General features: G+C 73.6%; 22 protein-coding genes. 15 read left to right on the plus strand and 7 right to left on the minus strand.

Annotation, left to right across the window (positions count from 1 at the left end):
* Positions 1 to 121 precede the first annotated feature (121 nt).
* The 5 genes from ACWCYO_RS13620 to ACWCYO_RS13640 all read left to right on the plus strand — a co-directional run bounded on the left by ACWCYO_RS13620 (position 122) and on the right by ACWCYO_RS13640 (position 4,182).
* Positions 122 to 1,663: an ATP-dependent DNA ligase gene (locus ACWCYO_RS13620; protein WP_449784371.1), complete on the plus strand. Its 1,542-nt coding sequence runs from the start codon at positions 122 to 124 to the stop codon at positions 1,661 to 1,663.
* 195 nt (positions 1,664 to 1,858) lie between these two features.
* Complete coding sequence (locus tag ACWCYO_RS13625) at positions 1,859 to 2,071, plus strand: ferredoxin (RefSeq protein WP_270149575.1); 213 nt, start codon at positions 1,859 to 1,861, stop codon at positions 2,069 to 2,071.
* A gap of 109 nt (positions 2,072 to 2,180) precedes the next feature.
* Complete coding sequence (locus ACWCYO_RS13630) at positions 2,181 to 3,398, plus strand: cytochrome P450 (protein ID WP_449784334.1); 1,218 nt, start codon at positions 2,181 to 2,183, stop codon at positions 3,396 to 3,398.
* A gap of 177 nt (positions 3,399 to 3,575) precedes the next feature.
* Positions 3,576 to 3,740, plus strand: coding sequence for a hypothetical protein (locus tag ACWCYO_RS13635; RefSeq protein ID WP_449784335.1), 165 nt, complete (start codon positions 3,576 to 3,578; stop codon positions 3,738 to 3,740).
* Positions 3,741 to 3,843: 103 nt separating this feature from the next.
* Positions 3,844 to 4,182 (plus strand): hypothetical protein, encoded by a 339-nt coding sequence (locus ACWCYO_RS13640; RefSeq protein ID WP_270149568.1) that lies wholly within the window; start codon positions 3,844 to 3,846, stop codon positions 4,180 to 4,182.
* Positions 4,183 to 4,274: 92 nt separating this feature from the next.
* On the opposite strand, the gene ACWCYO_RS13645 is transcribed toward ACWCYO_RS13640, so the two are convergent.
* The 3 genes from ACWCYO_RS13645 to ACWCYO_RS13655 all read right to left on the minus strand — a co-directional run bounded on the left by ACWCYO_RS13645 (position 4,275) and on the right by ACWCYO_RS13655 (position 5,176).
* Positions 4,275 to 4,559 carry a DUF427 domain-containing protein gene (locus tag ACWCYO_RS13645; protein WP_270149566.1) on the minus strand — a complete coding sequence of 95 codons (285 nt, stop codon included), beginning with the start codon at positions 4,557 to 4,559 and terminating at the stop codon, positions 4,275 to 4,277.
* 53 nt (positions 4,560 to 4,612) lie between these two features.
* Positions 4,613 to 4,849, minus strand: coding sequence for a DUF6296 family protein (locus ACWCYO_RS13650; RefSeq protein WP_270149565.1), 237 nt, complete (start codon positions 4,847 to 4,849; stop codon positions 4,613 to 4,615).
* Between the two features lie 90 nt (positions 4,850 to 4,939).
* The gene (locus ACWCYO_RS13655) at positions 4,940 to 5,176 is read right to left on the minus strand and encodes a DUF2277 domain-containing protein (RefSeq protein ID WP_270149564.1); all 237 of its coding nucleotides are present in this window, start codon (positions 5,174 to 5,176) and stop codon (positions 4,940 to 4,942) included.
* A 192-nt stretch (positions 5,177 to 5,368) separates the two neighbouring features.
* Between ACWCYO_RS13655 and ACWCYO_RS13660 the strand changes: the two genes are divergently transcribed.
* The gene (locus ACWCYO_RS13660) at positions 5,369 to 6,595 is read left to right on the plus strand and encodes an MFS transporter (RefSeq protein ID WP_449784336.1); all 1,227 of its coding nucleotides are present in this window, start codon (positions 5,369 to 5,371) and stop codon (positions 6,593 to 6,595) included.
* Between the two features lie 77 nt (positions 6,596 to 6,672).
* Positions 6,673 to 6,888, plus strand: a complete 216-nt coding sequence (locus ACWCYO_RS13665) for a hypothetical protein (protein WP_449784372.1) — start codon at positions 6,673 to 6,675, stop codon at positions 6,886 to 6,888.
* 26 nt (positions 6,889 to 6,914) lie between these two features.
* Here the strand turns inward: ACWCYO_RS13665 and ACWCYO_RS13670 are convergent, their stop codons facing one another.
* The 3 genes from ACWCYO_RS13670 to ACWCYO_RS13680 all read right to left on the minus strand — a co-directional run bounded on the left by ACWCYO_RS13670 (position 6,915) and on the right by ACWCYO_RS13680 (position 9,570).
* Complete coding sequence (locus ACWCYO_RS13670) at positions 6,915 to 7,433, minus strand: gamma carbonic anhydrase family protein (protein ID WP_449784337.1); 519 nt, start codon at positions 7,431 to 7,433, stop codon at positions 6,915 to 6,917.
* A 56-nt stretch (positions 7,434 to 7,489) separates the two neighbouring features.
* On the minus strand, positions 7,490 to 8,824 hold the full coding sequence (locus tag ACWCYO_RS13675) for a serine hydrolase domain-containing protein (RefSeq protein ID WP_449784338.1): 1,335 nt from the start codon (positions 8,822 to 8,824) through the stop codon (positions 7,490 to 7,492).
* 179 nt (positions 8,825 to 9,003) lie between these two features.
* Positions 9,004 to 9,570 carry a DJ-1/PfpI family protein gene (locus ACWCYO_RS13680; protein ID WP_270149558.1) on the minus strand — a complete coding sequence of 189 codons (567 nt, stop codon included), beginning with the start codon at positions 9,568 to 9,570 and terminating at the stop codon, positions 9,004 to 9,006.
* A gap of 328 nt (positions 9,571 to 9,898) precedes the next feature.
* Here ACWCYO_RS13680 and ACWCYO_RS13685 point away from each other — a divergent pair, with 328 nt between their 5' ends.
* Together ACWCYO_RS13685 and ACWCYO_RS13690 are read left to right on the plus strand one after the other, a co-directional pair.
* Positions 9,899 to 10,447: an RBBP9/YdeN family alpha/beta hydrolase gene (locus ACWCYO_RS13685; RefSeq protein ID WP_449784339.1), complete on the plus strand. Its 549-nt coding sequence runs from the start codon at positions 9,899 to 9,901 to the stop codon at positions 10,445 to 10,447.
* Between the two features lie 4 nt (positions 10,448 to 10,451).
* The gene (locus tag ACWCYO_RS13690; protein WP_449784340.1) at positions 10,452 to 11,090 is read left to right on the plus strand and encodes a hypothetical protein; all 639 of its coding nucleotides are present in this window, start codon (positions 10,452 to 10,454) and stop codon (positions 11,088 to 11,090) included.
* A 23-nt stretch (positions 11,091 to 11,113) separates the two neighbouring features.
* Here the strand turns inward: ACWCYO_RS13690 and ACWCYO_RS13695 are convergent, their stop codons facing one another.
* Complete coding sequence (locus ACWCYO_RS13695; protein WP_270149554.1) at positions 11,114 to 11,956, minus strand: polysaccharide deacetylase family protein; 843 nt, start codon at positions 11,954 to 11,956, stop codon at positions 11,114 to 11,116.
* 295 nt (positions 11,957 to 12,251) lie between these two features.
* Here ACWCYO_RS13695 and ACWCYO_RS13700 point away from each other — a divergent pair, with 295 nt between their 5' ends.
* The 6 genes from ACWCYO_RS13700 to ACWCYO_RS13725 all read left to right on the plus strand — a co-directional run bounded on the left by ACWCYO_RS13700 (position 12,252) and on the right by ACWCYO_RS13725 (position 24,006).
* A complete protein-coding gene (locus ACWCYO_RS13700) occupies positions 12,252 to 15,155 on the plus strand; it encodes an AfsR/SARP family transcriptional regulator (RefSeq protein ID WP_449784341.1) in 2,904 nt (967 codons plus the stop codon).
* A gap of 165 nt (positions 15,156 to 15,320) precedes the next feature.
* A complete protein-coding gene (locus ACWCYO_RS13705) occupies positions 15,321 to 15,569 on the plus strand; it encodes a plantaricin C family lantibiotic (RefSeq protein ID WP_449784342.1) in 249 nt (82 codons plus the stop codon).
* An 89-nt stretch (positions 15,570 to 15,658) separates the two neighbouring features.
* Positions 15,659 to 18,676 carry a type 2 lanthipeptide synthetase LanM gene (gene lanM, locus ACWCYO_RS13710; RefSeq protein WP_449784343.1) on the plus strand — a complete coding sequence of 1,006 codons (3,018 nt, stop codon included), beginning with the start codon at positions 15,659 to 15,661 and terminating at the stop codon, positions 18,674 to 18,676.
* 91 nt (positions 18,677 to 18,767) lie between these two features.
* Complete coding sequence (locus tag ACWCYO_RS13715; RefSeq protein ID WP_449784344.1) at positions 18,768 to 18,956, plus strand: class II lanthipeptide, LchA2/BrtA2 family; 189 nt, start codon at positions 18,768 to 18,770, stop codon at positions 18,954 to 18,956.
* An 80-nt stretch (positions 18,957 to 19,036) separates the two neighbouring features.
* Entirely contained in the window at positions 19,037 to 21,829 is a 2,793-nt protein-coding gene (locus tag ACWCYO_RS13720; RefSeq protein ID WP_449784345.1) for a DUF4135 domain-containing protein, read from the plus strand.
* Positions 21,829 to 24,006 carry a peptidase domain-containing ABC transporter gene (locus tag ACWCYO_RS13725; RefSeq protein WP_449784346.1) on the plus strand — a complete coding sequence of 726 codons (2,178 nt, stop codon included), beginning with the start codon at positions 21,829 to 21,831 and terminating at the stop codon, positions 24,004 to 24,006. The genes ACWCYO_RS13720 and ACWCYO_RS13725 overlap by 1 nt, the downstream gene beginning before the upstream one ends.
* Positions 24,007 to 24,018 lie beyond the last annotated feature (12 nt).

The following is a 24,018-nucleotide window of genomic DNA, read 5'->3' on the forward strand; positions in this document are numbered from 1 at the left end:
GACGCGGAGTTATCAGTTTGTATGCGTGCTGCAACGCCACGCCCCCGGCCCGCACACCCGCGGCGCCCGGGTGCAGGGGCGGGCCCGTCCGTCGATGCTGGGTGGGTGGAGGTGTGGGCGGATGGGCCTGTGGCGGTTGGCGATGGTGTCCCGGGAGGTGGCGGCGGAGCCGGGACGGCGGGCGAAGGTGGGGTTGTTGGCGGGGTGCCTGCGGGAGTTGGGAGCGGAGGAGGGGGCGGCGGCGGTGGTGCTGCTGTCGGGTGAGGCGCAGCGGCTGCGGACGGGGGTCGGGTGGGCGAGTCTGCGGGACCTGCCGGCGCCGGCGGCGGAGGCCTCGTTGGGGGTGCGGGAGGTGGAGCGGGAGTTGGAGCGGATCGCCGGGGTGCACGGGGCGGGGGCGCAGGCGGAGCGGCGGCGGTTGCTGGTGGGGCTGTTCGGGCGGGCGACGGAGGTGGAGCAGGGGTTCCTGCGGGCGGTGCTGGTCGGGGATCTGCGGCAGGGCGCCTTGGACGCGCTGGTCGGGGAGGCGGTCGCGCAGGCGGCCGGGGTGCCGGTGGCGGCGGTGCGGCGGGCGTTGATGTTCCGGGGGTCGGCGCGGGCGGTGGCGGAGGCGGCGCTGAGCGGTGGGGCGGCGGCGCTGGCGGGGTTCGGGCTGGAGGTGGGGCGGGCGGTGCGCCCGATGCTGGCGGCTTCGGCGCCGGACGTGGTCTCGGCGCTGGAGCGGACCGGTCCGGCGGGGCTGGAGTGGAAGCTGGACGGCATCCGGGTGCAGGTGCACCGGGACGGCGGGGAGGTGGCGGTGTTCACCCGGAGTCTGGACGACATCACCGCGCGCGTGCCCGAGGTGGCGGAGGCTGCGCTGGCGTTGCCGTTGCGGACGGCGGTGCTGGACGGCGAGGCGATCGCGCTCGGTCCGGACGGGCGGCCGCGCCCGTTCCAGGAGACCGCCGCGCGCTCCGCCTCCCGGCGGGATCCGGACCTGCTGCGGGCCGCGGTCCCGCTCAGCGTCTACTTCTTCGACCTGTTGCACCGGGATGGCGAGGACCTGGTGGACCGTCCCGGCCGGGAGCGCTGGGCGGCGCTGGCCGAGGCGGTGCCGGAGGATCTGCGGGTGGGCCGTACCGAGACCGGGGACCGGGAGCGGGCGCTGGAGTTCTTCCGGGAGGCGCTGGCGCTCGGGCACGAGGGCGTGCTGGTGAAGGACCCGGCGGCCGGGTACGCGGCCGGGCGGCGCGGGGCGGGCTGGATCAAGGTGAAGCCGCGGCACACCCTGGACCTGGTGGTACTGGCCGCGGAGTGGGGCAGCGGTCGGCGGCAGGGCTATCTGAGCAACCTGCACCTGGGGGCCCGGGCCGCGGGCGAGCCGGGCCTGGGCCCGTGGGTGATGCTGGGCAAGACCTTCAAGGGGCTGACCGATGCGACGCTCACCTGGCAGACCGCCGAGTTGCTCGCCCGGGAGACCGGACGGGACGCCCGGACGGTGTGGGTCCGGCCGGAACTGGTCGTCGAGATCGCCTTCGACGGCCTCCAGCGCAGCCCCCGCTACCCCGCCGGGCTGGCGCTGCGGTTCGCCCGGGTGGTGCGCTACCGGCCGGACAAGGGCGCCCCCGACGCCGACACCGTCGCCACCGTACGGGAACTGGCCGCCGAGGAGGGGCTGTGACGTACGCCCTTCGGCACCGTAACGCCGATTCAAACCTGATGTGCCGCAAGCTCGTTGGGACGAGCGCTGAATCGGCCAATCTCCGCTTTCCGGCCACCGCGCCCTCTGGGGACGGACGGGCGGCGGCTAGGTTGGCGAAGACAACGAACCGCGCCCGCCGGTCAGTCGGCGGCGCACTGGCGAGAGGTGCCCGACATGCAGGTGAGCGTCGACCGGGACCGTTGCTGCAGCTCCGGGATGTGCGTCACGAACGTCCCCGAGGTCTTCGAGCAGGACGACCAGGACGCTTTGGTGAAGCTCCGTCAGACCTCCATCCGGCCGGACCAGTTCGACGACCTCAGGCTGGCCGCCGAGCTCTGCCCGGGCGGTGCGATCACCGTCACCGAGGACGGGCCCGCCCAGGCCTGATCCTGACCGGCCGACGGTCCGCCGTACCCCACCGATAGCGGAGAACCCGGAGAACCCGGAGTCCGCGACGAACCCCACCAGGACACCGCGACGCAAGGAGACCCCCACCTTGACCAGCACACCCACCGCAAAGGCCGTCCCCCTGCCGGCCCCGCACTCCAGCGGCTGCCCGTTCGGACCGCCACCCGCGTACACCGAGGCCGCCGCCACCGCCCCGATGACCCGCGCCGAACTGCCCGACGGCCAGTCCGCCTGGCTGGCCACCGGCCACGCCGAGGTCCGCACCGTCCTGTCCGACCGCCGGTTCAGCGCGGACGTGCGCCATCCGACCTTCCCGCTGCTGGTCTCCGGCCGCCGCGAGGAGCTGGTGACCAGCAAGCCGAGCTTCCTGCGGCTCGACGATCCCGAGCACGCCCGGCTGCGCCGCATGGTCACCGGAGACTTCCTGGTCAAGCGGGTGGCCGCGCTGCGCCCGGACATCCAGCGGATCGTGGACGAGACGCTGGACCGGATGACCGAGGGCCGCACCGAGGCCGACCTGGTCGCCGACTTCGCGCTCCCGGTGCCGTCGCTGGTGATCTGCCTGCTGCTCGGCGTGCCGTACCAGGACCGCGATCACTTCCAGGAGCTGAGCCGCACCCTGCTCAGCCAGGAGGCCACCGTCGAGCAGTTCAAGGCGGCCCAGCACGGGGTGCTGGAGTACCTGCGTGCTCTGGCGGCCCGCAGGCGCGAGCAGCCGGAGGACGACATCCTCAGCCGGCTCGCCGTACGGGACGACCTGACCGTGGACGACGCCGCCAACACCGGGGTCCTGCTGCTGATCGCCGGACACGAGACGACGGCGAACATGATCTCGCTGTCGACCGCCCTGCTGCTGGAGCACCCCGAGCAGATCGCCAAGCTCGCCGACCCGGCCACGTTGCCCGGCGCGGTGGAGGAACTGCTGCGCCTGCTGACCATCGTGCACACCGGGCTGCCCCGGGTGGCGCTGGAGGACGTGGAGCTGGGCGGCGTCACGGTCCGGGCCGGGGAGGGCGTGATCGCGATGCTCTCCACCGCCAACCGGGACGAGGAGGTGTTCGGCGGTGCCGGCCGGCGGCCGACGGACGAGCTGGACCTGGAACGGGACGCCCGCCGGCACATGGCGTTCGGCTTCGGCGTGCACCAGTGCCTGGGCCAGCCGCTGGCCCGCGCGGAACTGCAGATCGCCCTGGAGACGCTGTTCCGACGACTGCCCGCCCTGCGGCTGGCCATCGCGGAGGGCGAGCGGGAGTTCCGTACGCAGTCGTTCGTCTACGGGATGCGGTCGCTGCCCGTGACGTGGTGAGTGCGGCCGTCCGCCGACCGGAGGGCACCGGGAGCCGGGCGGGCGCGCGGCGGGGCGGCTCACCCGGCTGGCCCCGGCGCCGGGGCGGAGGCAGGCTGGAGGGGCGACAGACAGACCCGGCCCAGCCACGCCTCCGGCCCGGGCGTGCCGGGACCGGCCGAGAAGACGGAGCCCGCGATGACCGACATGAGCGAACGCTCCGAGGTGAGCATCGACCGCGAGGATGACGTCCGAGCCGCCGATCCCGAGGAGGGCATCACCTCGATGCAGAACCTGCACGCGCAGGACACCTCCCAGGCGGAGGGCGCCCCCATGCTGGACGAACCCGGCGCGAACAGCTGACCGTCCGCCACACCGATCCGACCGCCCGGCGGAACCGGGCGGTCCCTGCGACCGCAGGTGTCGCTGCCCGGACGGCGGCTCACCGGCGGGGGAGGATAGGCGCATGACTGAACACGATCAAAGCGGCCGGCAGGCCCGACCGCCCGCGGACCCGCGCACCTCGTGGGCGACCTGGACCACCCAGTCGATCATCAGCGGCCCCGGCGGGGTCACCACCGCCGAGGTCGGACCGATCTCCGGCGACCTCACAGTGCACACCACGTGGGTGGACGGCGAGGCGCGGCTGACCGTCCAGTACACCGGCGCGCTGGACTGGTACACGGTCTCCGGCAGCCCGGTGCCGGCGGCGGACGAGATCACCGCGCGGGCCGTCCACCAGGCGATGGTGAACGGCGTCAAGGCCGGACACGGAGCGGTCGCCCCGCCGCCCCCGGCCGCGTGACCCCGCCCGTCCTCGGCTCCCGGTGGTGAACCCGTCCGCGGCGGACCCGTCGGCCGCCGCGGACTGGCACGAGCCGGCGCGCTGCGCGGGGGCTACTCGGTGATCTCCACGCCGTGCCAGAACGCCACCCGGCCCCGGACCTGCTCGGCCTCGGGCTTCGGGTCGGCGTAGTACCAGACGGCGTCCGGGTTGGTGTGCCCGGCCACGTCCAGCGAGTAGTAGTTGGCGGTGCCCTTCCAGCCGCACACCGTGGTCGTGTCGGAGGGCCGTAGGAACTCGACCCGGACCGACTCGACCGGAAAGTAGTGGTTGCCCTCGACGACGACGGTGTCCTCGCTCTCGGCGACGACGGTCCCCTGCCAACGCGCTGTGGTCATACGGCGATTGTGCCCGACGGACGGGCCCGCGGGCGGGAGTTCGACGACGGGCCCTATGGCAGCGGATGGGCGTGCACCGGCAGGTGCGGGGTCTGGTGGCCGCCACTGGCGAGCATCCGGACCTCGCCCGCGTCGCTGATCTCGGCCCGGATGATCCCGCTGGCGTCCTCGTACACGGGGTGCCCGCCCGGGCCGTTGGCGCTGGTCCGGGTGACCACGACCACGTCCTGCGGGGCCTGGGTACCGGGCGTGCCGGGGAAGGTGAGGGCGTAACGGTCGGCGGGGTTCATCACGGGCTCCTGCTCCTTGTCGGCGTCCCGGGCGCATCGGGCCGGTCGCTGGGCGGTGGCCTTGGCGGCCCGTACGCGCCGGGCCGATCGCTAGGCGGTGGCCTCGACGGCCCGGGGGTGCGAGCCGCGGACCTCCAGCTCGGTGAGCAGCCGGGCGGTGGCCTCGGCGACCGCGTCCACGGCCCGGTCGAAGGCCTCGCGGTTGTGCGCGGCCGGGGCGCGGAAGCCGGAGACCTTGCGGACGTACTGCAGCGCGGCGGCGCGGAAGTCCTCATCCCCGGCGTCGGGCGTCACCGGCGGTCGCAGCGTCTTGATGTTGCGGCACATGCCCCCAGTCTCCCGCGCCGCGGCCGCGTCGGCGACCTCCTCCGGCCGCGCACCCCCGGCCCTTTCGGTCCCCCGCCCCGTGGTCGTCACCCTGGCCTCACGAGGGCGTCATCCGGCCGGATTAGGATGCCCGGTGAACGAATCACCCGCCGCGCACCGTTCCGGACGCGGGCTCACCCCGGAGTCACCCCCTTGCCTCTCGCGCTGTTCGCGCTGGCCGTCACCGCTTTCGCCATCGGCACCACCGAGTTCGCCGCCATGGGGCTGCTCCCCCAGGTCGCCGACGGTCTGCACGTCTCCATCCCGCAGGCGGGCTGGCTGATCTCCGCGTACGCGCTGGGGGTGGTGGTCGGCGCGCCGCTGCTCACCGCGCTGGCCGCCGGCAGGCCCCGCAAGGCGGTGCTGGTGGCGCTCGCCGGGCTGTTCGCGACCGGCAACCTGCTGTGCGCGCTGGCGCCCGACTTCTGGACGCTGGCCGCCGCCCGGCTGATCACCGGGCTGCCGCACGGCGCCTTCTTCGGGGCCGGGGCGGTGGCCGCCGCCGAGCTGGTGACGCCGGACCGACGGGCCCGGGCGGTCGCGGTGATGTTCTCCGGGCTGACCGTCGCCAACATCGTCGGCGTCCCGGCCGCCACCTTGCTCGGCCAGCACCTGGGCTGGCGGACGACCATGCTGGTGGTGGTGCTGATCGCCGCCGCCGGGACACTCGCCATCGCCCGGCTGGTGCCGACCCTCCCCTCCCCCGCCCAGTCCGGGCTCCGGCACGAGCTGCGGGCCTTCCGCAGCGGGCAGCTCTGGCTGGCGCTGGCCACCGTGGTGCTCGGCTGCGGCGGGCTGTTCGCCTGCTACAGCTACATCGCGCCGCTGCTCACCGAGGTCTCCGGCTACGCGGCCGGTTCGGTGACCCTGGTGCTGGCGCTGTTCGGGGTGGGGATGACGATCGGCAACGTGCTCGGCGGCTTCGCCGCCGACCGCGCGCTGCGCCCGACCGTCTGCGCGGCCTTCGGGCTGCTCTCGGCCACCCTGGCGTTGTTCGCGGTGACCGCCCACACCCGCTGGTCGGCGGCCGTCACGGTGGTGCTGATCGGGCTGTTCGGCTTCGCGATCGTCCCGGCGGTGCAGACCCTGGTCATGCGGAAGGCGCGCAGCGCGCCCACCCTGGCCTCGGCGACGGTGCAGGGCGCCTTCAACCTGGCCAACGCCCAGGGGGCGTACTTCGGCGGGCTGGCGCTGGACGCCGGCTTCGGCTGGACCTCGCCGACCCTGGTCGGCGCGGTCCTGGCCGCCTCCGGCGCCGTCGTCGCGGTGCTGGCCTGGGCCGCCGACCGGCGCCCGCCCGCCCCCACGCCGGTGGAACCGGCTACGGAGCCGGCGGCGGACCCGGCGGGCGCGGCCATGACCTCGGCGCCAGTGCCGTAAGGCCTGGCTAGCCCCGGCGGAGTCCGCCGCCGGCACCGAGACCACCGGCGCCGCCCCCCACCCAGCTGGTCAACGGCCTGGTCAACGCGGGCTACGTCACCCGCACCCGCCCGCCCGAGGACAAGCGGTCCGTCCTGGTCGGCCTCACCGACGCCGGTCGCGCTCGCCACCGGCAGCGCCGGCAGGCCCTGGCCGAGGCCCTGCACGGCGACCTCGCCGACTGCGACGAGGACGCCCTCGACCGGGCCGCCGAGGTGCTGCACCGGCTGTCCGCCGTCTACCACCGGCTGTAGCGGCGGCGGGGGTTCGAAATGCCGTGCTAGATCTGCCGGTGGGCCTCGGCGAGGAGCAGGTAGCCCTCGCCGTTGGCCTTGATGCCGGCCTTCTCCTCCTCCGTCAGCGGGCGGCGGACCTTCGCGGGGACGCCCGCGACCAGGGAGCCGGGCGGGACGTCCGTGCCCTGGGTCACCACCGCGCCCGCGGCGACCAGGGAGCCGGCGCCGATCCGGGCGCCGTTGAGGACGGTCGCGTTCATGCCCACCAGGGCGTCGTCCTCGACGGTGCAGCCGTGCAGCACCGCGTTGTGGCCGACCGAGATGCGCTCGCCGACCACCAGCGGGAAGCCGGGGTCGGCGTGCAGGGTGCAGTTGTCCTGGATGTTGCTGCCCGCGCCGACGGTGATCGACTCGGCGTCGCCGCGCAGCACCGCCCCGTACCAGATGCTCGCGCCGGCGGCGACGGTGACGTCACCCACGACGACGGCGTTGGGTGCGAGGAAGGCGCCCGGGTCGACGGCGGGCGCCCTGCCCCCGACGGTGGCGATCAGCGGTTCGGCCATGGCTCGTCCTCCTGGTGACGGTCGACGGTCTGTCGCCGGTCAGCGTAGGGGGCCGGTCAGGACCCGGGGCGGGCGAGGTCGGGTACCGGCCCGGGTACGGCGGAGGGGTCGAGCGCCGGAGCCTGGGTGCCGCACAGGGCGGTGGCGGTCAGCCTGTTCCAGGCGGCGTTGGCGGCGGTCCCGTCCCCGACGTCGTAGACGGTGAGGGAGGCGGCGAACTGGCGCTTGCCGTCCGCCGAGCCGAGCATCAGGGTGCTGTAGCCGGGGATGCCGCCGGCGTGGCCCCAGAAGGTGCCGCACGGGGTGTCCACCCTCTGGAGGCCGAGGCCGTAGCTCCGGCCCCCGCCGTTCGGGCTGGTCCGCTGCATCTCGGCGAGTTCGGCCGGGGGCAGCAGGCGGCCACCGAGCAGGGCGCCGACGAAGGTGGTGAGGTCGGCGGTGGTGGAGATGCCGGCGGTGGTGGAGATGCCGGCGCCGGCGGAGCCGGCCATCGAGGGGTCGAGCAGGGTGACGTCCGCCGGGCCGGCGTCGGTCTTGAGGTAGCCGTGGGCGTGCGGGCCCGGGATGAAGGGCGAGTTGCCGGGCATCGAGGTGCCGGTGAGGTGGAGCGGGCGGATGATCCGGCGGGTGACCTCCTCCTGCCAGCTGTGGCCGGTGAGCTTCTCGATGATCATCCCGATCAGCACGAAGTTGGTGTTGGAGTAGCCCCAGTCCCGGCCCGGCGGGAAGGCCGGCGGGTACCTGTCGGCGATGTCGACCAGGGCCTGGAGGGAGTACGGCTGGAAGCGGCGGTCGGTCAGCCAGTCCTGGTCGGTGAACTCGAAGGCCGGGTCCTGGGTGTAGTTGGCGATGCCGCTGGTGTGGTTGAGCAGTTGCCGGACGGTGATCGCGGTGCTGTTGGGGACGACGCCGGGCAGCAGGCACTCCAGCCGGTCGTCGAGGTCCAGCCGCCGCTCGCCGACGAGTTGGAGCAGCGTGGTGGCGACGAAGGTCTTGGTGGTGCTGCCGATCCGGAAGCGGCCGTCCGGGTCGGCGGGCCGGCCGGTGCCGAGGTCCGCGACGCCGGTGGCGTTGCGCCAGACCAGCCGGCCGTTCTCCCGGACGGCGCCGAGGGCGGAGGTGCCGTAGCCGGGCCCGGTGAGGCCGGCCAGGGCGGCGTCCGCGGCCGCCCAGTCGGCCCGGCCCTCGGCGGAGTCCGTCCGGTCGGCGCGGTCGGCGGCGGTGAGGTGGACGGCGCCGTGGCAGCCGGACGCCGAGGAGCTGCCGACGGGCCGGGCGACGGCGGCCGGAGCGAGGGTGGCCAGCAGGCCGGCGCCCGCGGCGATCGTGAGGGCGGCCCGCAGGGCGGGTCGGCGGCGTCCGCGGCGGGGGACGGTCGGATCGGCGGTCATGCCGTGCTCCCTGGTTCGGGGCCGCCGGGATCCCGGGGCCGACAACTCCAGCTTTTTCCATGGTGGTTGACACCATGGCAGAGCGGTCGGCGACGGTCGTCAACCCGGAGGAGGGCCCGCTACCCTGACCGGGACCCGGAACCGTACCCCGAGAAGTCTCGGGGTACGGACGGAAGAAGTCAGGAGAGCGGGGCCTTGGTGCGCAGGACCTCGATGAAGGCCCGCAGCCACGCCGGGTGGTCGGGCCAGGCCCGGGCCGAGACGACCACGCCGTCCACCACCGCCTCGCCCTCCACGAACTCGGCGCCCGCCGCCTTGATGTCCGGGGCGAGCGCGGGGTAGGCGGAGGTGCGGCGGCCGTCGAGCACCCCGGCGGCGGCGGTGATCAGCGGGCCGTGGCAGATCTGGGCGACCGGCTTGTCCCCTTCGAAGAAGTGCCGGGCGATCCGCTGCACGTCCGGGTCGTTTCGCAGGTACTCGGGCGCGCGGCCTCCGGGGATGACCAGGGCGACGTAGTCGGCCGGGTCGACGTCGGCCAGGGCGAGGTCGGCGGGCCAGGTGTAGCCGGGCTTCTCCGTGTACGTGTCGTAGCCGTCCACGAAGTCGTGCACCACGAACTGCAGGCGCTTCTTGGTCGGGGCCGCGATGTCGACCTGGTAGCCCTCCTCGCGCAGCCGCTGGTACGGGTAGAACACCTCCAGCGACTCGGCGGCGTCCCCGGTGACGAGCAGGATCTTCGATGTCATCGCCGACATCCCTCCACGTGATCGAGCATCAGGCCTGGTGCGGGCCTGGGCGGCGGCCGCCGCGCTCGGGCCCGGTCCAACCTCCCGTACCGGCGCCGCCGTTGGCAACGGGGCGCACCGGGCGTGCGGCGGCGCACCGCCCTGCTCGGGCGCCGGTCGTGAGCCGTGCGCGCCGGGGCCGGCGGCGCACGGCGGCTGATACGACTGTGGGCCCGGCGGCGGGTGCGGCGCCCGGCTGCGGCGCCGGGGCGTGCGCGGCCTAGACTCTCGTGCTGCCTGACCACCGGACGTCCACCGTCCGCAGCCCGACCGCCTCCCGGAGGAGCCCATGCCCGACCGCGTCACCTACCTCGTCCTGCCCGGCTACCAGAACTCCGGCCCCGCGCACTGGCAGACCCGCTGGGAGGCCGCCGAGCCGGAGACCTTCCGCCGGGTCGAGCAGGCGGACTGGGACCACCCGGAGCAGCAGGACTGGGTGGCCCGGCTGGACGCGGCGGTGCACTCGGCCGCCGCCGAGGGGCCGGTGGTGCTGGTCGCGCACAGCCTGGGCTGCATCACGGCGGCCCGCTGGGTCGCGGGTGCGTCGGTCGAGCGGACCGCCGCCGTGCGGGGCGCGCTGCTGGTCGCCCCGGCGGACGTCGACACCGCCGAGGTGCCGGAGCTGCTGGGCTTCCGGCCGGTGGCGCTGGAGCGTTTCCCGTTCCCGACCCTGGTGGTCGCCTCCACCGACGACCCGTGGGTGACCCCCGAGCGGGCCCGGCAGTTCGCCGAGGCCTGGGGCGCGCGGTACGTCGAGCCGGGCGCCTACGGGCACGTCAACTCGGACTCCGGGCTGGGTGACTGGCCGGAGGGCCGGAAACTCCTCGCGGAGCTGTGAGCCGATGACCGGGGGGACGATGACCGGGGGGTCGATGAACGAGCGCTGGAACCGGCGGACGCCGCGGGGCAGGCGCACCCTCGTCCGGGTGCTGCTGGCGCTCGGCGCGGCGGCCGTCCTGCTGTACACCGAGGGCCAGTGGGAGAGCCGCTCGGGCGGCCTGATGCTGGTCGCCGACCTGCTGAACCGACCGGAACTGCTGCTCGGCGGCGCGCTGGCCGCGCTGATCGCGGCCGCCTGGCTGAGCGACCGCCGCACCGCCGTACGGGCGGCCACCCGGGCGGTCACGGTGACCGCCGGGGTGGTGTTCCTGCTCGGCGTGCTGGCCGCGCACAAGGTGTCCGCGGCCGAGACCCGCAGCCGCGAGGACGCCCCGGCCGGCGCGGCACGGGCCCTGGTGGTGGTGCACCGCTCGTACGACTCCGGGCCGCAGGCCGGCGAGCACTGGCAGGTGCTGCTGGAGAGCGGCGAGGGCTGGTCGGCCCGGCGCTGGCTGCTCGCCGACGTCGGCGGCGCCCCGGACGAGGCCCGCCTGGTGGAGGCGAGTTGGACCGGGCGGGCACAGATCACCGTGGTCACCGACTCCTACCGGCGGGTGTTCAACCTCGACCAGGACACCGGCGAACCGGTAGAGGCGCGGTAGGGCTGATCCCTCAGCCCCCGCAGTCACGGGGTGGTCTGGACCGGGAAGCCGGTGGGACGGCCCTGCGCCTTCAGCCAGCCGAGCACCTGGCCGAGGGCCTCGACGGTCTGCTGACGGTCGCCGCCTCCGTCGTGGAACAGGATGGTCGGGCCGTTGCCGATCTCCTTCTTGACGGTGTCGACGATGGCGGCCGTGCCGGGCTTGCTGAAGTCCTTCGAGTCGACGTTCCAGCCGAGCGGGCGCATGCCGTTCGCCGCGGCGATGCGTCGGCTGTCGGGCGTGAACGCGCCGCCGGGGGCCCGGTAGTACATCACTTCGGCACCGCCGCCCGCGGCCTGCTCGATCATCTTCTTCGCGTCCAGGATCTCCTTCTCCTGGTAGGCGACGGGCTTCTTGTCCATGGTGGTGTCGTGGTCCACCGTGTGGTCGCAGAGCCGGTGGCCGGCCGCGACGACCTGCTTGACCAGGTCGGGGTGGGCCTTGGCCTGAGGCCCGATCATGCAGAACGTCGCCTTCACGCCGTACCGCTTGAGCACGTCGAGGACCTTCGGGGTCCAGACCGGGTCCGGGCCGTCGTCGATGGTGATGTTGACGGCGTTGCCCCCGGTCTCGGAGGCGTGGGCTATGCCCTCCGGTATGCGCCCCTGCTGCGTACCGCCGCCACCGCCGCTGCCCTGGGCGCCGTCCTGGCCGCTGTGGTCGCCGTCGTTCGACTCCCCCTGCTGCGCGACGTTCTGATGGGGAGCGGCGGTCGACTCGGTGACCGTCGGCACCACCCAGGCGGTCGCCGCCACGGCGACGACCGCCACCGCTATGGCCACCCGCGAACCGTTGCCCAGCTTCCCCATGCGCGCCCTGAAGTCCATCGACGACACTCCCCCCGACTACACCTGCCTGCTGTCTCCGAGGTCCATGACGCCAACCGGGCCGGAAGGGTTCCCTCGGTTCGACGCGCGTAGCAGGCGGGTGGCGCCTCACCGGTGAGATCCCGGGCCGGAGACCGCATCCCGTGGTTCCGCCCCGATGGCGGGCCGCCGCGGCCGTACTGAGCTGGGCATGCGCTTGATCCGGGCTGGGAGCCGAAGGTCGGGCGCGGTGGATAGCATCGCTGCAACGGGGTGATCGACCCGGCCGGCTCTGCCGGTCGGTCTTGGGGGAGTCGTGCGTTTCAGTTTGCTCGGCCCGGTCGCGGTGCGGCGGGGCGATCGGGTGGTGCCGGTGGGCGGGCCGAAGGTCCGGGCGCTGCTGGCTGCGTTGTTGTTGCAGGCGAACCGGGCGGTGTCGCCGAGCAGTCTTCAGGACGCGCTGTGGGGCGAGGAGCCGCCGGTGACCGCGGCGTCCTCGCTGGCCAATCATGTGATGCGGCTGCGGCGGGCGTTGGAGGCCGAGGCCGAGGATGGGTCGCGGCTGTCCGCGACCCCGTACGGGCCGCTGCTGCGGGTGGACGAGGGGGAGCTGGACGTCCGGGAGTTCACCGGTCTGCTCACCCTCGCCCGCGAGGCCCGTGGGCGGCGGGACTGGCCGGCCGTGAGCGGGCACGCCGGCGCGGCCATGGCGTTGTGGCGCGGTCGGCCGCTGTCGGACCTTCCGGTCCTGCACACGTTGGAGGCCGAGGTCAGGCACCTGTGCGAGGCGCATCTGCAGGCCCTGGAGTGGTACTTCGAGGCGGAGCTGGAGCTGGGGCGGCACACCGAGGTGACTCCGGAGCTGAGCCGTTGGGCGGCCGAGCACCCGCTGCACGAGTCGCTGCACGTCCTGCTCGTCACCGCGCTGTACCGCGGCGGGCGCCAGGCCGAGGCGCTCGAGGTGTTCGAGACCGTGCGCACGGCGCTGGCCGAGGAGCTGGGCGTGGATCCGGGCCCGGCCCTGCGGGCCGTTCACCAACGGGTGCTGACCGCCGACCCGCTCCTGTTGAAGGAGCAGTCGAAGGAACAACGGAAGGCACGGCCGGTCCCCGAAGCCGGCCTCGTGACGGCGCCGCCCGCGCCGTCGGCACCAGCCCAACTGCCGCTGGACGCAACGCTGTTCACCGGACGCAAGAACGAACTGCGCCGGCTGCGCGCAGCGCTGGAGCAGGCCGCGGACGGGAACGGCCCGGGCGTGGTGGCCGTGACCGGCATGGGCGGCGTCGGCAAGAGCGCGCTCGCCGTCCACGCCGCCCACCTGCTGCGCGACCGCTTCCCGGACGGGCAGCTCCACCTGGACCTGCGCGGCCACGGCACCGCGACCCCGCGCACCGCGCACGAGCTGCTCGCGTCCGTGTTGACCGACCTCGCCGTAGCCCTGCCCGAGGACACCGGCCACCGGGCGGCGCTGCTGCGCTCGGTGCTCGCCGAGCGGCGCGTGCTGCTGCTCCTGGACAACGCCCGCGACAGCGGGCAGGTGCTCCCGCTGCTGCCCGGTACCGGCCACAGCGCGGCGATCGTCACCAGCCGCTCCACCCTCACCGACCTGCCGACCCCCCACCACCTGTCGCTCGCCCCCATGGACGTCGAGGAGCAGCGCGCCCTGCTGTGCGCGCTGAGCGGCAGCGACCGCGTCGAACAGGACCTCGACGCCGCACTGCGGATCCTGGCGGCCTGTGGGGGCCTGCCGCTGGCCCTGCGCATCGTCGGCGCCCGGCTGGCCGCCCGACCGGCCTGGCCGCTGGCGACCCTCGCCGACCGGCTCGCCCCCGAGGGGCCCGGCCGCCTGAGCACCCTGGCGGCAGGGCACCTCCAGGTCCGCGCCACCTTCGCCGCCAGCTACCTCGCCCTGCGCGACAGCGAGTCGCCCGGCGAACGCGAGGCCGCGCGCGCCTTCCGCCTCCTCGGTCTGTGGCCCGGTCAGACGGTCGGCCCGGCCGACGCCGCCGCCCTCCTCGACCGCGACCCCGCGCGGGCCGAGGAGCTGCTCGAACAGCTCGTCGACGCCCACCTGCTCCAGACCCCGGCCCCGCTGCGCTACCGCCTCCACGACCTGCTCGCCGAGTACGCCGTCGAATGCGCCGAGGCCGACGAGAGCGAGCAGGAGCGCGAGGCGGCGCGGCTGCGGATGTGCGTCTGGTACGCGCTCGCCCTGGAGAACGCCCGCCTGGCCATTCCCGAGGGCGGCCAGCTGCCGCCCCGGCTCGGCCAGGAGCCGCCCGCCCCGCTGCCCGTCTTCACCGACGAGGCCCAGGCCCTCGCCTGGTGCCGGCGCGAACTCGCCGGCATCGGCGAGGCCATCCGGCAGGCCGGGGAGAGCCGCCGCTTCGACCTCGCCTGGCGGATGGCCGTCTGGCTCCTCGGCTACATGCGGACCTCCTGGTGGACCGGCCACTGGGAGAGCTACCTCCAGCAGGCGCTCGACATCGCCCACGGACGCGCCGAACGCCACGACGAACAGCACGCCGCACAGCACGACGACCGGCTCGGCCGCGCCTGGCTGCTGCGCAGCCTGGGCGCCTGCCACGGCATGTCCCGACGCCCCGACCGCGCCATCGAGGCCTTCGAGGAGGCCCTCACGCTGTTCGACGACCCCGAGAGCCAGGCCGCCACCCTCGCCTACCTGTCGGTGGCGCACGGTGCGGCCGGCCACGGCGACCAGGCCCTCACCCACGCCCGCGCGGCCCTCGACCTCCACCTGAGCAGCGGCGGCAACCGGCACCGCACCGCGATCTTCATGAGCACCATGGCCGACGCCCTGCGGGTGTCCGGGCACCTCGACGAGGCCGAACTGCATTACCGCGAGGCGATCGTGCTGTGGCGCGACCACGGGGACGCCAACGGCACCGCCGTCGTCCTGACCAACCACGGCGACGTGCTGCGCGAACTCGGCCGCCGCGACGACGCGTTCGCGGCCCTCGACGAGGCCCTCGCGACCTTCCGGCGCATCGGCAACGCCGCCCTCACCGCCGAGTGCCTGGTCACGATGGCCCGCACCCACGCCCGCTTCGACGAGTGGACGCAGGGCCGCGCCCGCATCCACGAGGCGATCGACGTCGCCGACCGCCACCACCTGGGGTCCTGGCTCCACGAGGCGCGTGAGGTCCACGAAATGATCGAACTCGGCGTGATCGAAAGCACCTGGCCCGCGGACCGCTGAGAGCGGCCGCCCGTTCACCAAGGCCCGCCCCTTTCACAACGGCCCGCCCCTTCACCAAGGCCCGTTCGTACCGGCTCACTCCCACGGAGCCGTACGGACGGGCCTTCGCGTACCGGTCAACGGGCAGTGTGAATCGCCCGTTGACGGCCTGTTGAGCGGCTGTTGATGGCCGCTGCAACGCTGGCTCCAGAGCGGTCCCAACCGGGACTGCCCGAATCTCGAAATGAGCCAACTGCCATGCGCAATCCCAATGTTGACATTCTCGAAGAGATCAGCGAGCAGAACCTCGACGGCCTGAGCGCGGGAACCATCTTCACCGGGCCCATCGAGTACACGGTCGCCAGCTGGGTGCTCGGAAACAACGGCTACATCTGCACCGTCACCGCTGAGTGCCAGACGAACTGCCACCACTGATCCCTCCGGGGTGTGCCGGGTGCCGAGCGCCCGGCACACCCCTGCGCGAAACCGGAACTCTCATCATGCGTGCACCAACGTCGAGTGCAGTGGCGGAAATCCTGCACACCTATCTTCCGGAGCTGCCGGACGGCGCGGCCCGGGACCGCCTGTTCGAAACCCTGCTCGGCGAAGCCGCGCGCGGCGATGACGCCGGAGCCGCCGGTCCGGACGTTCCCGCGCCCGGGGCCTACCACCCGGCAGCCGACCCCGAGGGCCTGTTCGGGGACTACTTCGCCCACTTCGTCCGGGCCTGGGCGGGGCGGATCGAGGACGCCGTGGCCGCCTCGCCGGCGGTGGCGGCGGAGAACACGATCGTCCGGGACTTCGTCCAGGCCCAGACCGAGGCGGTCTCCGCCCTGATGCTGCGTGCCCTGCTGGAGGAGCTCCACCGCCTCCGGGCCGCTGGTTCGCTGTCGGGCGACACCCCGGAGGAGCGCTACCGCGGTTTCCGGGCCTGGACCAACAGCGCCGCCGGGCACGCCGAAATGCTCCAGCGGTACCCCCTGCTCTTCCGCGCAGTGCGACTGCGCGTGAGGTCGGCGGAGGACTACCTGCTGGAGGTCATCGACGCGGCCGGACGCCACCGCGAGGAGCTCGCCGCCCGCATCCCAGGCATCGGCCCGGACCCGCTGGTCACCGCGATCTCGCTGAGCCAGGGCGACACCCACAACGGCGGGAGGTCGACGGTGCGGATCCGCTTCGCGGACGGCAGCCGGGTGATCTACAAGCCGCATCCGATCGAGGCCGAGATCGGGTACAACGCCTTCGTCGCCTGGATCAACGAGCGTCTGGGCACCGGTCTGCGCACGATCAGCGCGGTGCCGACCGGGGACGGCGGGTTCGTCGAGTACGTCCGCACCGAGGAGTTCACCGGCGACGCCGAGGAGTACTTCGCACACATAGGCCGGCTCACCGGGGTGCTCCACCTGCTCAAGGCCACCGACATCCACTACGAGAATGTGGTCACGGGCGCGGCCGGTCCGGTCGTCATCGACACCGAGACGCTGCTCACCCCGCGGCTCGACGTGCCGTCCGGTGACGGCAGCCGGTCCGCCGCGCACGAGGCCGCCACCGCGATCCGTGAATCGGTCGCGGCGATCGGCATCCTGCCGACGCTCCTGAAGCCCGGCGATGCCGACCGGGGCCTGGACATCGGTGCCATCGGCTACGACCCGGGCCAGGACATCCCGTTCCGAACGCTGGCCGTGCGCAATCCGGGCCGCGACGACATGTTCGTGGAACTCGCGGCCGGGCGGACGGTGGCCGCCAACGCGAACCTCTCGGTGCTCGGCGCCACCGCCGTGCCAGTGCCGGTGCAACGCGACGTCATCAAGCGGGAGTTGCGCCGGGTCCTGGAGTACGCGAGCGCGCACCGCGAGGAGGTGATGATGGCGATCGAGACCCACCTCGGCGACGTCCCCTTCCGGTACGTCAACAACCCGACGATGTTCTACACCCAGCTCCTGAGGATGGCCACCCACCCCACCGCGCTGCGCGACCCGCTCGTCCGGGCGGCCGTCCTGAACCGGGTGGTGCTGCGGACGGGCGAGGCGGCCGAGCTGGCCGACGAGGAGGTCCGGCAGCTCGCCGCCTGGGACGTCCCGTACTTCTCCTACACGCCGCGCTCCACCGCCGTGTTCGCCGGGGTCGGCACCGGCGCCACCTCGGTCGTCCGGGCCGGGGCGTTCCAGGAGCCTGCCCTGGAGACGGTCCGGGCGCGCATCGCCGCGCTGAGCCCGGAGACGATCGAGCGCGAGCTGCTCCTGGTCGACCTCGCCTTCGTCCACAAGCTCCCGGTGGACCAGGAGCCGACCGGCTTCGCGCCGCTCCGGCCCGTCAGCGCGGCACCCGTGAGCGTGGACCGGGCGCGGCTGCTGGCCGAGGCCGTCCGCATCGGGGACGACCTGGTCGAGGGCATGGTCGTGGGTCGGGACGACCGGTACCCGGCCACCTGGATCGCTCCCCAGGTCATGACGGCCGAACAGAGCCAGTGGTGCCCCGGCACGCTGGGTTTCGACCTCTACGGCGGCAGCCCCGGCCTCGCCCTCGTCCTCACCGGGCTCGCCCGCGAGACCGGGGACAAGCAGTACGCCGCCGCGGCGACCAGGGTGCTCGGTCCCCTGGAGGACCAGCTCCGGAGCGACGCGCTGGCCGGCCCGAAGACCTCCCTCGGCGGGATGACCGGCCTCGCCGGCACCGTGTACGCGATCGCCACGGCCCGGCGGCTGCTGGGCACCGGCGCCACCGGCACCACCGGCGGCGCCATGACGCTCGGCGAACTGGCCGGCGAGCTCTCCCGGCGCGCCGAACCGGCGGTCGGCTGCGACTTCGTCAGCGGCATGGCCGGCACGCTCGCCGTCTGCCTCGCCCTGCACCGCGACGCGCAGGAGGGCGCCGACCGGCGGCTCGTCGAGGAGGCCGCCCGGACGATCGCTGCCGAGGAGGTGCGTCTGCTCCGCGGCCTCCAGGCCGAGTCCGGGCAGGTCACTCCGTACACCGGGTACGCCCACGGCGCGATGGGGATCGCCCCGGTGCTCATCCAGTACGGCACGCTGCTCGGCGACGCGGAGGCGCGCGATCTCGGCCTCGGCATCCTCGGCGCGGTGCTCGACGCCTACGACCCGAGCGACCGGGACTGGCCGCGGGTCTGGGGCGGCGACGAGCGCTCGTACGCCTGGTGCCACGGTGCGCCCGGGATGCTGCTGGGCGCGCTCACCGTCGAGCGCCACGCCCCCGGTGCGATGCCCCGCCCGCGGCTGGAACGGCTCGCCGAGCTGACCCTGCACCGCGGCTTCGGCAACAACCCGACGTACTGCCACGGCGACCTGGCGAGCACGGAGATCGCGGTCATGGCGGAGCGGGAGCTGCCCGGCCTGTTCGGCGGGCGCCTCGCCGAGGACCTCTACCCGCGCCTGTTCACCGAGGTGGTCGAGCGCTACGAGGAGCGCGCCGACACCAAGTACGGCCACAGCAGCAGCCTGCTGGTCGGCCGGGCGGGGTTTGTCTGGTCCATCCTTCGGCACCTCGATCCCGACGCCTACCCCTGCGTGCTCCGTCTCGAATAAGACCGGTCGGTCAATGCCGACCGCCCCTGAACGGGGTTTCCGGACTCTCCGGGAACCTTGCTGTGATCAACAGCCAATGAAAGGAAGAAACATGAGCGACATCCTCATGGACGCCAGCACCGGCTTCGTCTCCGCGGACGAGCTGGTCCTGCTCGCAGAGGAGCCGGACGACCTGGCTGCCGGCACCGGCGTGTGGTGCGCCACCGCGGTCATCGTCGGCGCGAGCGCCGCGCTGCAGGGCGGCTGCCCGACCAGCGGCTGCACCACTCGCTGCATCTGATCCCTGCCTGACACACCGGCCCCGGGGCGCACCCGGGGCCGGTCCCATCGACGACCGAACAGCGAGGAACCGCAGTGAAGTTGAGTGAGGAATCCCTCGAAGGGCTGCTGCGGCGGCGTACCGAGGAGATGGGCGACGTCTTCGGTGGTTTCCATCGCCCACTTCTTGAGGAGTCGGCGCGGCGGTTCACCAACTGGGACCGGCTGAGGAATCCCGAGTTCGCGGACTTCGTCGATGTTCCCCGCGTCACCGACACGCTCCTTCAGGGCGTCATGGACGCCTGTTCCGCCACCGCCGTCCGCACCCTCGTCACGGCCTTCCGCTCCCGCGGCGGCGATCCGGCCCTCGCAGGCATGGGCTACGGAGAGTTCCACGCCTGGGCCGCCGAGGAAGACGGCAGCAAGGAACTGATGGGCCGATTCCCCGAGTTGGGGCGGCTGTTGCGGCTTACGGCCGAGCGCCGGGTCGAACACGCGCAGCGCGTTCTCCAGGCCGCCTGGGAGGACCGGCACCGGCTCCGGGACGCCTTCGGCACCGGCGGGCGCGTCGTGTCGTTCGTCCCCGGCCTCGGGGACTCGCACCGCGGCGGCCGCACCGTCTCGTTCGTCGCCTGGGACAACGGCGCGACCGCCGTCTACAAGCCGCAGCAGGACAGCATGCAACCACTCCTGGAGGCCGTGCGCCTCCTGGCCGACCCGGACGGCGCCTTCTTCGGGCCGCTCCACCCCCGAACGGTCGCCCGCGCGACCCACCTGTGGCAGGAGCGGGTCCAGCACACCGACCTCGACGAACCCGAGGGCCCGGCCCGGTACTTCCGGCGGTTCGGCCGGGTGACCGCGCTGTTGAGCATGCTCGGTGCCACCGACCTGCACCACGAGAATGTCATCGCCACGGCGGACGGCCCGGTCGTCATCGACACCGAGACCTTGGTGTCCCTGCCCGCCGCGCACGCCACGGCCATGAACCGCGAGATCGAGGAGTCCGTCCTCAACACCATGCTCCTCCCCACCCGCTTCAGCGGGGCCACCATCGACGTCGACCTGTCCGGCATCGGATGCATCCGGCCGGGCGGTTCGCGGCGGTTGCAGTCCTTCGGCCTAGTCGACGCGGGCACCGACCGGATCCGGTTCGACCAGGTCCCGGCCGTCCCGCAGCACCGCACGAACATGGCCACGGTGCAGGGCGAGCAGGTCGACCCCCGGCCGTGGGCCGGCGAGGTCACCGCCGGGTACGACGAGGCCCGCGAACGGCTCTCGAACCACCGCGCCGCGATCGAACGCGTGGTGGAGCGGCACGCTGGCTGGTCGGTCCGCCAGGTGCTCCGCCCCACCTACCTCTACGCCCGCTTCCTCGAAGCCTCCCTCCACCCGGCCCACCTCGCGAGCCCGACAGCCCGGACCGACCTGCTCGCCAAGCTGCCCCCGCGCCACCGCGGCATTGACAGCCCGGAGGCCTCGGCCGCCGTGCTCCGCGACGAGGTGGCCGCGCTGGCCGACCTCGACGTGCCGTTCTACGACGTGACGTGCGACTCCCGGCAGCTGCGCGGCAGCGACGGCCGACCGGTCGTCACCGCGTCCGGACAGCCCGCCGAGCTGAGGTGCACCCCCCGGCAGGCGGCGCTGCGCAGCATCGCCGCCTTCTTCGACCGCCCCGCGGGCCGCGACCTGACCTACCTCGGCTACGCGCTCGGCAGTTCGGTGGACGACGTCTGGGACGTCCGCCGCCCGCCCGTCCACGCCGGTCCGGCGCTCACCGACGCGCCCGGCTGGCGCGCGGGCCTCGCCGAGCTCGTGGTCGGCGAGGCCGGCCACCCGACCTGGCTTATGCCCCGGCTGGACGGGGACGGCCTGCGGCTGGGCGCCGTAGACCCGGCGCTGCACGAGGGCGGCGGACTACTGCTCTACCTCGCCGAGGCCGGGCGCGCCCACGGGACGTCCGTGATCGGGGCCGACCCCGCCGCCGTCTACGCCGCCGCGATGCCTCCGCAGCTGCCCACGGCGACGACCGCGGCCGCTCTCTCGCCGTTCACGGGGGCGCTCTCCGCCGTCGTCACCGGACTGGAACTGCGGAGGCGCGGCGCGGACCCGGCTCGGGTCGTACCGCCCACCCTGGCCACCGACATCGACGTCCGCAGCTTGTCCATCGACGACTTCGACTACCTCAACGGCTTCGCCGGCTACCTGCTCCACCGCGCGGAGTACACCGACGACGACGGCCTCCCGGCCGTCGGCCCGCTGCTCGACCGCCTCCTGGACCTGGACGGCCCACCCACCGGACATGAGGGCGAACTCGGCCTGGCGCATGGCCGGTTCGGCCGGATCGCCGCGCTGAGCGCGCTCGCCCTGAGCGGCGCCGACGACAGCGGCACGGACGACAGCGGCAGGGTGCGCGAGCACCTGGACGCCTTCGCCTCCGCGTACCTGCGCCACCGCTGGCAGGACGACTCCCTGCGGGACGCCGCCAGCCGGAGCAGCTGGTGCAAGGGCTACACCGGTGTCGCCTTCGCCGCCGCGAAGCTGCTGCGCGCCGTGGGGTACTCGGCGCAGCAGGCCCGCGAGGCCCTCGCGCCGGAGGTGGAGCACATCATCAACAACGCAATCAGCGGCGACATCAGCTTCTGCCACGGCGCCGCCGGCCGCCTCGCGATGCTCTGCTGGCTGGCCGACCGCCTCGACTGGCCCGCCCTGCGCGTCGAGGCCGCCGCCCTGCACGGCCGCTTCCTCGACCGCTACGGCGAGGGCGGCTGGTCCTTCGGCATCGGCTCGGTGACGGACCTGCCGTCCTTCCTCTACGGCCGGTCCGGCTGGTACTACGCCCAACTGATGCTCTCCGACCGCCGGGTCGAACTGCCCCTGTGCCTGGGAGGCCGCTGATGTCGCGCGTACCTCGGATACCGCTGCCGCGCCGTGTACGGCGGGTCAAGGAGGTCCACCAGTTCGCACCCACCGAGTGCGCGCTGTGCTGCATCGCGATGATCCTCTCGGCGCACGGTTCGACCGACTCGGTGGCGCGGCTGCGCCGGGAGCACGAGACCGGCCGGGACGGCCTGACCATCAGGGAGACCGCGGACATCCTGCGCGGGCACGGCTTCCGGGTGCGCACCTTCCGCGCGGGCACCGGCGGCCTGCGCAAGCTGGCGTTCCCGCTCATCGCCTACTGGGACGACAGCCACCTGGTGGTGCTGGAGAAGCTCACCGAACGCCACGCGACCGTCGTCGACCCGTCCGGCGGCCGGCGCAAGGTCACCGTCGAGGAGTTCGAGGGCCACTACTCGGGCCTGGCGATGGAGGCGACGCCCACCGACGCCTACACCCCGGTGCGCCACCACGAGCCGAGCGTGTGGCGGGAGTTCCTGCGGGCCCTGAGCGGTACGAAGGGGCCGCTGGCCGGCGCCTTCCTGATGTCGCTGCTGCTCTACGCCTTCACCGTCGTCATGCCGATGGCGATCGAGCGGGCCGTCAACGGCTTCGCCCGCTACTTCACCGAGCTGTCGCTGCCCCTGGTGCTGGCCGCGCTCCTGGCGCCGATGGCGGCCTACCTGGCCGTCTCGCTGGTGCGGTCGGTCTGCCTCTCCTCCGTCATCCGGAGCCTCGGCGAGCTGATGATGGGCCGGACCTTCCGCACCCTGCTCGGTCTTCCCTACAAGTACTTCGCCAACCGCTCCCAGGGCGAGCTGATGTACCGCCTGTCCAGCATCGCCGCGGTGCGGGACATGATCTCCAGTCAGGTCGCCGCCGTCCTGCTGGACCTGGGCAGCCTGGTGGTGGTGCTCACCTACGTCTTCCTGGGCTCCGTGCCCCTCGGGCTGATCGCCTCGGCGGTGCTGCTGTGCATGGTCGCGGTCGCCGCCGTCGCGTACCGGCCGATCCGGCGGACGACGGCCCTGGAGATCGACCGGACCGCCGAGTCGTCCTCCCTGCAGATGGAGGCGCTGGCCTCGATCGAGACGCTGAAGGTCTCGGGCATGACGGACTCCTTCCTCGCCGACTGGTCGAAGGTCTACGCCGGGGTGATGGACCGGACCCGCCGGCGGATCCTCCTGCAGGGCGCGGCCTCCGCGGGCCAGAGCGTGTTCCAGGTCTTCGGCCCGCTGCTGGTCCTGACGGCCGGCCTGTGGATGGTCTGGAAGGGGCGCCTCGACCTGGGCACGGCGGTGGCCGTCCAGGCCATGACGGCCACCAGCCTGGGCACCGTGACCTCGCTGTCCGGCGCCTTCTCCCAGCTCGTCGTCGTGAACGCCCAGGTGTCCCGGGTCGGCGACATCCTCCACCAGCCCCCGGCCCCGGCCGTGTTCGGCGACCTGGCGGCCGACCTGCGGGGCGACGTCTCGCTGCGCGAGGTCGGCTTCACCTACCCCGGCGCGAAGACCCCGGCCCTGCGGGGCGTCAGCTTCGACGTCCGGGCCGGTCAGAGCGTGGCGATCGTCGGCGGCTCCGGCTCGGGCAAGAGCACCCTCGGCAAGCTGCTCATGGGCCTCTACCCGGCCGCGACCGGCAGCATCGCCTTCGACGGCCTGCCCCTGGGCGAGATCAGCGCGGACTCCTTCTACCGCCGGGTCGCCTACGTGCCCCAGGACATCGTCCTCAGCAACCGGTCGATCGAGGAGAACATCGCCTTCGGCGTACCCGACGCGGACCGGGAACTGGTGCGCGAGGCCGCCCGGCAGGCCCAGATCCACCAGGACATCGAGGCCATGCCGCTGGGCTACCACACCCAGATCCGGGAGATGGGCGGAAGCCTGTCCGGCGGCCAGCGCCAACGCGTCGCCCTGGCCCGCGCCCTCGCCCGGCGGCCCGGCGTGCTGGTGCTCGACGAGGCCACCAGCGCCCTGGACACGGTGACCGAGTCGAGGATCGCCGAGGCGCTCGCCGGCCTGGAGTGCACCCGCATCGTCATCGCCCACCGGCTGTCCACCATCATGAACGCCGACCTGATCGTCGTCCTCCAGGACGGACGGGTCGTCCAGACCGGCCGGCACCACGAACTCCTGGCCGTGCCGGGGCCGTACCAGGAGCTGGTGCGCTCGCAGGTGAGCGTCCAGCCGGTGTGAGCGCGGCGGCGG

The sequence above is a fragment of the Kitasatospora sp. NPDC001683 genome (assembly GCF_053596495.1).

What these genes read in the sequence shown, in the direction of transcription:
- ACWCYO_RS13620 (WP_449784371.1), top strand. Translation starts at nt 122, where the DNA reads ATGGGCCTGTGGCGGTTGGCGATGGTGTCCCGGGAGGTGGCGGCGGAG.
- ACWCYO_RS13625 (WP_270149575.1), top strand. Translation starts at nt 1,859, where the DNA reads ATGCAGGTGAGCGTCGACCGGGACCGTTGCTGCAGCTCCGGGATGTGC.
- ACWCYO_RS13635 (WP_449784335.1), top strand. Translation starts at nt 3,576, where the DNA reads ATGACCGACATGAGCGAACGCTCCGAGGTGAGCATCGACCGCGAGGAT.
- ACWCYO_RS13640 (WP_270149568.1), top strand. Translation starts at nt 3,844, where the DNA reads ATGACTGAACACGATCAAAGCGGCCGGCAGGCCCGACCGCCCGCGGAC.
- ACWCYO_RS13645 (WP_270149566.1), bottom strand. Translation starts at nt 4,559, where the DNA reads ATGACCACAGCGCGTTGGCAGGGGACCGTCGTCGCCGAGAGCGAGGAC.
- ACWCYO_RS13650 (WP_270149565.1), bottom strand. Translation starts at nt 4,849, where the DNA reads ATGAACCCCGCCGACCGTTACGCCCTCACCTTCCCCGGCACGCCCGGT.
- ACWCYO_RS13655 (WP_270149564.1), bottom strand. Translation starts at nt 5,176, where the DNA reads ATGTGCCGCAACATCAAGACGCTGCGACCGCCGGTGACGCCCGACGCC.
- ACWCYO_RS13670 (WP_449784337.1), bottom strand. Translation starts at nt 7,433, where the DNA reads ATGGCCGAACCGCTGATCGCCACCGTCGGGGGCAGGGCGCCCGCCGTC.
- ACWCYO_RS13675 (WP_449784338.1), bottom strand. Translation starts at nt 8,824, where the DNA reads ATGACCGCCGATCCGACCGTCCCCCGCCGCGGACGCCGCCGACCCGCC.
- ACWCYO_RS13680 (WP_270149558.1), bottom strand. Translation starts at nt 9,570, where the DNA reads ATGACATCGAAGATCCTGCTCGTCACCGGGGACGCCGCCGAGTCGCTG.
- ACWCYO_RS13685 (WP_449784339.1), top strand. Translation starts at nt 9,899, where the DNA reads ATGCCCGACCGCGTCACCTACCTCGTCCTGCCCGGCTACCAGAACTCC.
- ACWCYO_RS13690 (WP_449784340.1), top strand. Translation starts at nt 10,452, where the DNA reads ATGACCGGGGGGACGATGACCGGGGGGTCGATGAACGAGCGCTGGAAC.
- ACWCYO_RS13695 (WP_270149554.1), bottom strand. Translation starts at nt 11,956, where the DNA reads ATGGACTTCAGGGCGCGCATGGGGAAGCTGGGCAACGGTTCGCGGGTG.
- ACWCYO_RS13705 (WP_449784342.1), top strand. Translation starts at nt 15,321, where the DNA reads ATGGCCGCTGCAACGCTGGCTCCAGAGCGGTCCCAACCGGGACTGCCC.
- ACWCYO_RS13715 (WP_449784344.1), top strand. Translation starts at nt 18,768, where the DNA reads ATGAGCGACATCCTCATGGACGCCAGCACCGGCTTCGTCTCCGCGGAC.
- ACWCYO_RS13725 (WP_449784346.1), top strand. Translation starts at nt 21,829, where the DNA reads ATGTCGCGCGTACCTCGGATACCGCTGCCGCGCCGTGTACGGCGGGTC.